The sequence below is a fragment of the Acinetobacter sp. HA genome, from assembly GCF_000264725.1.
In the GTDB taxonomy this organism is placed as follows: Bacteria; Pseudomonadota; Gammaproteobacteria; order Pseudomonadales; family Moraxellaceae; genus Acinetobacter; species Acinetobacter schindleri.
Map to the genome: position 1 here is coordinate 26,055 of NZ_AJXD01000024.1, position 7,729 is coordinate 33,783.

The 7,729-nt window shown below is 42.9% G+C and carries 8 protein-coding genes; 5 read left to right on the forward strand and 3 right to left on the reverse strand.

Going from position 1 to position 7,729, the window contains the following annotated elements; genetic code table 11:
• Nucleotides 1–78 precede the first annotated feature (78 nt).
• A complete protein-coding gene (locus HADU_RS06310; protein WP_008304527.1) occupies nucleotides 79–429 on the forward strand; it encodes a hypothetical protein in 351 nt (116 codons plus the stop codon).
• A gap of 60 nt (nucleotides 430–489) precedes the next feature.
• Here HADU_RS06310 and HADU_RS06315 read toward each other — a convergent pair whose 3' ends face one another.
• Together HADU_RS06315 and HADU_RS06320 are read right to left on the reverse strand one after the other, a co-directional pair.
• Nucleotides 490–921, reverse strand: a complete 432-nt coding sequence (locus tag HADU_RS06315; RefSeq protein ID WP_008304529.1) for a GNAT family N-acetyltransferase — start codon at nucleotides 919–921, stop codon at nucleotides 490–492.
• Nucleotides 915–2,135 (reverse strand): class I SAM-dependent methyltransferase, encoded by a 1,221-nt coding sequence (locus tag HADU_RS06320; RefSeq protein WP_008304530.1) that lies wholly within the window; start codon nucleotides 2,133–2,135, stop codon nucleotides 915–917. Before HADU_RS06320 ends, HADU_RS06315 begins: the two co-directional genes overlap by 7 nt.
• 101 nt (nucleotides 2,136–2,236) lie before the next feature.
• On the opposite strand from HADU_RS06320, the gene trhA reads away from it, so the two are divergent.
• From trhA to HADU_RS06335, 3 genes are all read left to right on the forward strand, one after another.
• A complete protein-coding gene (gene trhA, locus HADU_RS06325) occupies nucleotides 2,237–2,881 on the forward strand; it encodes a PAQR family membrane homeostasis protein TrhA (RefSeq protein WP_004814489.1) in 645 nt (214 codons plus the stop codon).
• Between the two features lie 142 nt (nucleotides 2,882–3,023).
• On the forward strand, nucleotides 3,024–4,331 hold the full coding sequence (locus HADU_RS06330; RefSeq protein WP_004814487.1) for an MFS transporter: 1,308 nt from the start codon (nucleotides 3,024–3,026) through the stop codon (nucleotides 4,329–4,331).
• A 143-nt stretch (nucleotides 4,332–4,474) separates the two neighbouring features.
• Complete coding sequence (locus HADU_RS06335) at nucleotides 4,475–4,915, forward strand: hypothetical protein (RefSeq protein ID WP_008304534.1); 441 nt, start codon at nucleotides 4,475–4,477, stop codon at nucleotides 4,913–4,915.
• Between the two features lie 22 nt (nucleotides 4,916–4,937).
• Here the strand turns inward: HADU_RS06335 and HADU_RS06340 are convergent, their stop codons facing one another.
• Nucleotides 4,938–5,948 (reverse strand): metallophosphoesterase, encoded by a 1,011-nt coding sequence (locus tag HADU_RS06340; RefSeq protein WP_004891549.1) that lies wholly within the window; start codon nucleotides 5,946–5,948, stop codon nucleotides 4,938–4,940.
• Nucleotides 5,949–6,049: 101 nt separating this feature from the next.
• Between HADU_RS06340 and HADU_RS06345 the strand changes: the two genes are divergently transcribed.
• The gene (locus tag HADU_RS06345; RefSeq protein WP_372510698.1) at nucleotides 6,050–7,684 is read left to right on the forward strand and encodes a phospholipase D family protein; all 1,635 of its coding nucleotides are present in this window, start codon (nucleotides 6,050–6,052) and stop codon (nucleotides 7,682–7,684) included.
• The last annotated feature ends 45 nt before the right edge of the window (nucleotides 7,685–7,729 follow it).

Below are 7,729 nucleotides of genomic sequence, written 5' to 3' on the forward strand. Positions count from 1 at the left end.
AGTGCAAATCCAGTCTGCTTTTCAGCCAATCTATGTTATAAAGTAACATAGATTCTATATCCTCTTTGGGTTCATACCATGTCTGATCAAAATACTCCTGAAAATTCGCCTTGGGGTTGGAAAGCACTGATTATCTTCTGCATAATTGGTGGTATATTCATGTTTATCTTCTGGTTAGCTGTCAGCAATGAACCGGACTACATGCCAAGCCAGCAGAAGAAACAGGATACCCAGCAACACGCATTTAAAAATGCCCCAACCATGTCAGAAGAAGCCATTGCCAAAGCTCAGGCAGATCGTGAAGCGCGTGCAGCAGCTCAACAAGGCACTGAACCGCAATCAATAGCTGCTGAAGAACAGCATATGTCAGCAGATGAACATGCTAATATGGATACCGAACATGCTGCAAATGATGCACATGGTCATTAAGATCTTACGATAAAAAAAGCGAGGTTCATGCCTCGCTTTTTTATATCTGAAAATGAATCTTTAAAGTTGTAAATACATATCGATATGTGGAATTCCACAGTCCAGATATTCATCACCCTGTAGCTGAAAACCCAAAGCCTGATAAAAGCCGATAGCGTGGACTTGCGAGGAAAGTTTGACAAACTGCCGTCCTTCAGCGCATGCATAGTCAATCACTGCCTGCATTAACTGTTGACCGATCTTGAAACCACGCGCTGATTTCAGTACTGCAACACGACCGATACTATTACTTGTTAATAGTCGGGCTGTGGCAACCGGTTGATCATGCAGATAAGCCACAAAATGAACGCACAGCTTATCTTCTGCATCCCATTCATCTTCCGGTGCAATATGCTGTTCCTGAATAAACACAGCTTCGCGAATCAGTCTGGCTTCGGCAGCCAGCTCGGCCCAAGTGCCTGCAACAATTTTTAGCTCAGCATGATTTAGCATTTACAACCAATCCCCTGTTGATCCCATTCATCCTTGAGCAATAATTCAAGGGAGTGTTTCTGAATCCCATACATCTCTTTCAAAGCCTGAATCTGGTTCAGCACGTCCTGATCCGGTTCCTGATCGTCCTTGCGCTTCACCGCCAGAATCATTTTGTTTTTGCTGGTATGCTCAAGCGCAACAAATTCGAATACTTTAGTTTCATAACCATAGGCTTTCAGCAACAAGGCACGAATAGTATCTGTCAGCATTTCTGCCTGCTGGCCCGTATGAATCCCGAATTGCAGCATTGGACTCAAAACTTTTGGCGCCTGTAACTGTGGGCGTAGTTCCTTGTGACAACATGGGGCACACATGATGATCTGCGCATTCAGACGAATGCCGGTATGAATGGCAAAATCCGTGGCCACATCACAAGCATGTAAGGCAATCATCACATCCAGATGCTCAGGCTCATAGGTGCGCACATCACCCTGGAAGAAATCGAGCTGGTTAAACTGGGATTGTTCTGCCACCTTCTGGCAAAACTCAACCATTTTCGGATTCAGTTCTACACCCGTCACCCACGGCGTCTGTCCATGCTTTTGCATATAGTCATACAAGGCACAAGTCAGATAGCCCTTACCTGAACCAAAGTCCACCACACGCAGACCTTCCTGAGAGGCTTTAATCTGCGAAAGCGCATTCGAGAAAATTTCCACAAACTTGTTAATCTGTTTCCACTTGCGCGCCATGCTCGGAATGACCTGACCTTGCTGATCAGTAATGCTGAGATGCTGCAGAAACACACTGTCCTGATCCACATAACGCTGCTTAACCCGGTCATGGCCCTGTTCAGCAGTTTTGGATTTAACGACAGGTTGAGTTTTGCTGCGGGTCAGCATGACTTTTTTCTTGTTTTTTTTCAGCTGCAATTCTTCGGCTGTAGTGATCAGATTAGCCTGCTTGCAACAGGCCAATAATTCAGTGACCTGAGACAAAGCCTCAATTAAAGGATAATTTTTAGTGACGTCCTGGGTTTTATATCTGTACAGACAACTCAGTACTTTTTGCTCATTCAGCCAAATGACGCGTAAGGTCATTTTCTCCAGTTGTTCCAGTTCGCCCTTATACTGACTTAAAATCAGACGATCAAATTGATCTGTTTCAATAGCTTGCTGGAAAGTATCCAGAAATTGCTGTTCTTGAACCGAGAGAGAAGCCAAAATGGACATAAAAGAAACCTGAAATGAATTGCCATTAAAGTGTAAATGTTCTTACCCTAAAAGCAAAATTGAATTACTATACATTTGTATATTTAAGAAGAATGATAACTATGTCAAATGCACCACTACTCCAGGATTATGATGCTGTCGAAGAGCGCATCAACTACATCAGTCACGGTGTAGGTGCTGCCTTGTCAGTAATTGCCGGTATTTTACTGGTGATTAAAGGCTCTTATCTTAGTACGGGTCAATGGATTGGCTTATGGGTTTATGCACTGAGCATGATTGTACTTTTTTCTGCATCCATGCTGTATCACATGGCCACAACTGCAGACCGACGTTATTTCTATAAAAAAATTGACCATACTGCGATCTATTATCTGATTGCCGGTACTTATACCCCCTTTCTGGCAATTGCCATTCCAACGGCCAAAGCCCAGTATTTGTTGATTGCTTTATGGATCATTGCTGTCCTTGGAACACTATTCAAGTTCATTTTCATTCATCGTTTTCAGAAACTTTCCCTGTTTGCTTATCTGGCAATGGGCTGGCTTGCACTGTTAGTTATTGATGATATGCAGAAATATTTATCAGTACAATCTTTAACCTTTCTCATCATTGGGGGACTTGCTTATACGGTGGGTGCATTGTTTTATGCATTAAAAAGAGTAAGATATACGCACGCTATCTGGCACATTTTTGTATTGATAGGCGCAGGATCACATTTTCTGTCTATCTATCTTTACGTGATTTAATCCTCTCATTCTCCATTTCAGTGACCCTGAGCGAGTTGAATTGAGAAGATTGCAGTTGTTTTTTTAAGAAATTACGCCTTTTTTAAAAAGATTACGCTTTTAAAACTAAGTTCTTTTATTTTTAGTAAGTGTAAGGTCATTCATGGCGTCGTCAAATTCTGCTGCTCAGCCAGCACAAAACTCAAAATTCCGCGTTTTAACAGCGAGTTTAGTAGGCACTACAATCGAGTTCTTCGATTTCTATATTTATGCTACTGCCGCTGTCATTATTTTCCCTTATTTGTTCTTCCCGGCAAGTACAGACCCAATGACCGCAACGATCCAGTCACTTGCGACTTTCGCAATTGCCTTTATCGCACGTCCGATCGGTGCGGCATTGTTTGGTCACCTCGGCGACAGAATTGGTCGTAAAGCCACCCTGGTCGCTGCCTTGCTGACCATGGGACTGTCTACGGTAGCGATTGGCCTACTGCCAACTTATGGTCAAATTGGTATTGTAGCGCCTTTGCTTTTGGCATTATGCCGTTTAGGTCAGGGCCTTGGTCTGGGTGGTGAATGGTCAGGTGCGGTCTTACTTGCAACTGAAAATGCACCTGAAGGTAAACGTGCCTGGTATGGTATGTTCCCGCAATTGGGTGCACCAATTGGCTTTATTCTAGCAACTGGCTCATTCTTGACGCTCGGTGCATTGATGTCTGAAGCTGACTTCATGGCTTGGGGCTGGCGTATTCCATTCATTTCAAGTGCGCTTCTTGTTATTGTAGGTCTTTGGATTCGTTTAAAACTACATGAAACACCTGCATTCCAGAACGTTTTGGACAAGCAAAAAGAAGTAAACGTACCTTTTGTTCAAGTATTTAAAAAACATTCTAAAATGTTAGTACTGGGTACAATTGCAGCTATCTGTACCTTTGTTGTATTTTACTTAACAACTGTCTTTGCGCTGCAATGGGGTACTAAGCAGCTAGGCTATTCACGTGAAGAATTTCTTCAGTTGCAATTAGTTGCAACGCTATGCTTTGCTGCATTCATTCCATTATCTGCTGTATTCGCAGAAAAGTTCGGTCGTAAAGCGACTTCCATCGGTGTATGTATCGTTTCTGCGATCTTCGGTATCTTCTTTGCCGACATGCTTGAATCAGGCAGTACAGTTATCGTATTCCTGTTCCTGTGTATCGGACTTGCGATCATGGGCTTAACTTATGGCCCAATTGGTACCGTATTGTCTGAAATCTTCCCGACTTCAGTACGTTATACAGGTTCCGCTTTGACCTTCAACTTGGCAGGCATCTTCGGTGCATCTTTTGCGCCTTTAATCGCAACCAAGCTGGCAACACAATATGGCTTATCTGCTGTAGGTTATTACCTGACAGCGGCGTCAATCCTGTCACTGCTGGCATTCCTACTCATTCGTGAAACCAAGAATGATGATGTAAACAATCAGATCTAATTCTAGGATTACCCTCTAAAAAGCCAGTGTAAATGCACTGGCTTTTTTATTTCCGAAATTTGGTATGCAACAAAAAACTGCTATTTCTCCTCCTCTATTTACGGAACAATACAGAAACGGATTCATAACGAGAAGGATAAGATATGCAGGATCCAATCGAATATTTGACCGAAGACCAGCTGGTTCATATTGTGGTCTTATTGGAAGAAGACAAGAAAAGCGAAGCCATCCAATATATTGTTCAACATACGCCATTAGACCAACAGCAGGCGCTTGAAGTGATTGCCGCGATCGTGATGGAGCATGATGCTGCCTTACAGGTACAGACACAAGGCGCAAGATTTAGTGATGATGTCACCATTAATCCACAGCTGAAGACTGAAGCGCTAACCGACTCTATTGCAGTCTCCATCCCTGCAAGTGCTACACAAGATCATGCTACCCGCCCACCCATTCCAGAGTCGACCCAAGAGTTACAGGAAAAAGTCGCTGAACCGGTCACTGCAAAAAATGGACCGCATCTGATCTGGATCATTGCAGGTATTATTCTTCTGATTCTGCTAATTATCTGGATGGTTGGCTAGATACTGAAATCCGCCAAATCATTTATATCAACTCAATGATATCGATGGTGGGTGGTACACGAAAACGGAAAGGTACACCCACCAGACCTGTTCCGACAGTGACAAATACATCGGCATGTTCATGTCGATATAAGCCGCGCTTATGTCCGAGAATTGACACCCGTTTCATCACATAGTCCGTCAACCACGGTAATTCCACTTGCCCGCCATGCGTATGTCCAGAAAGCATCAATGGCCGGCTTGGCAATTTCGGCACCATGTCTACCGTATCCGGGTTATGTGACAGGATCACCCAGGGCTTATCTTGCGGCAACTCTGGCAAGAACCGCATATCCGCTTTACCCGCCCAGAGATCACCAATACCCACCAGGCGAAATTCATCAAATTCAACAATTTGCCCTTCAATATCTATAACATTATTGCTTACTAGAGCAGTATGTAATAACTCTTGAATGGGCGGTCCCGGGTACTGCTCATCATGGTTACCATTCACAGAATATACCGGTGCCTGAATTTCCTGCAGAATGGCGAGTTCTTGGGTCAGGGTATCTTCCGGTTCATAGGTCCAGTCACCTGCGACCACTACCAAATCAGGCTGCTGCTGATTTAATTTATGTACAATTTGTTTTAGCTGACGTTCATGACCAGAAAATAAACCAATATGCAAATCCGCAATTAAAGCAATACGAACAGGTTGCCGCATTTTTTTATCAGTATTAATCTGATAACGAGTAGTCTTGATCTGGATTAAATGCGGCTCAATAAAACGTGCATAACACAGTACCCCACTGAGCAGACAGATAAATACTGCCTCATGAATGGAATAATATCCATTAAAACCGCCATAAATACTAAAGAAAAATAAAGGAATCAGTAGATAAGATAGATAATAAGCGAGCAGATGGGTAAAGGCTTTAAAGGGATGAATCGTCTGGGTATGTGACTGACTGATCCACGCCTGCGATATACACCACAGCGCCAAAATCGCCATTCCGATATAGAAATATAAGATCACGGAATCGATATTCCCCATAATTTCGCCTTGTCCAGTTCTTTAGTACATTCTCTGCTCTGTATTTATCTTTTCACAGCTGGCAATTATACTCAAACCTAATTTATCACGCTTAGATTCATATGACGAATGCTCCCCGCTCCAAGGCTGACCAGCCCATGGTCACTTCCCGACGTAATACTCCATATAAATCTGCTGTTTTACTGGGTTTGAGCCTTGTTCTGGGGATCCCTGCCTGCAGCACGCTTCCTCCGCAGGTAGAACGACCTTCACATACTGCCTTTGAAACTGATACTTCACAGACTTCCCTGGCTAAAATTGTTCAACCTTTACGTGATCAATATCTAGGTTTGACTGGATATCATGTTCTCTATGATCCACTTGAAGCACTTGCAGCCCGTATGCAACTGATTCATAAGGCCGAGCAGACTTTAGATCTGCAATATTATATTTGGGACAATGACCGGATTGGCGCACTGGCCTTAAATGGCATTATTCAGGCCGCCGACCGTGGAGTAAAGGTCCGCCTCCTGATTGATGACAACAATGCCAAGAAGATGGAAGGCATTTATCTGGCATTGGATCAGCATCAAAATATCGATGTTCGCTTATATAATCCCTATCGCTTCCGCCAGCATCGTGCCATGGATATGGTACTGGATTTGAAACGTATCAATCGTCGTATGCACAACAAGAGCTTTATTGCAGATAATCAGATTGCCTTGATTGGCGGACGTAATATGAGTAATCAGTATTACAATGTAAGTGATGCCTATCAATTTTCCGATGTAGATGTGTTGCTGGTTGGTGCTGCCTCAGATGAGATTATCCATTCCTTTGATGAATACTGGAATGATGACTATGCCTATCCAGTGCGGAATATTGTTAATCCACGTCACCATAGCCTACGCTTTGAAAGCCTTAAACAGCAGCTAAAAGCACATCAGGATGACCCACGAGTACAAAACTACCTCGACTTAGCTAACAGGTCTAAGGCTTTTGATAAATGGCTTGATCATAATATCCAGCTGGATTGGGTTGAAGCAGAAGTAGTCAAAGACCCGCCTACCAAGATCAAGTCCAAGGCAAAAAAAGAAGAACACCTGAATTTCCAGTTGTTACAGCATCTGGAAAAACCTGAACAAAGTGTAGATATTGTCTCTGCTTATTTTGTACCAGAAAAAGAAGGTGCAGAACGGCTCAAAAGTCTGGCTCAAAAAGATATAAAGATTCGAGTACTCACCAATTCTTATAAAGCCAATGACGTTCCTGTTGTGCATGCTTTTTATTCTAAGTACCGTAAAGATTTACTGGAACATGATGTACAGTTGTACGAATTTCTAGCGGCGCCAGATGCAGCAAACCTGAATGCCAATACCAAGGAAATTGCTGACAAGGCTAAAGTGAGCTTGAAAGGTCTGAGTCGTTCCAGTTTACACGCAAAACTGATGGCCTTAGATGAGAAACAGGTATTTATTGGTTCTTTTAACTTTGACCCGCGTTCAGCCTATCTAAATACAGAGATTGGTGTATTACTCAATAGCCCTTCCTTAGCACAAGCTGTGCATAAAACCATGGATCAGAACTTAAGTAAATATGCTTATAAGCTGGTATTAGATGCCAATCAGAATATCAACTGGAAGATCCAGCAACCGAATGGTGAAATTAAAACTTTGACCAAAGAACCGAAAATGAAATGGCATCAAAAAGCCCTATTAAAGTTTGTGTCTTGGCTTCCGCTTGAAGGGTTCATGTAACAACATGGCCCGTCTGGAAAAATAGCTGAACCAAATAATAAAAAA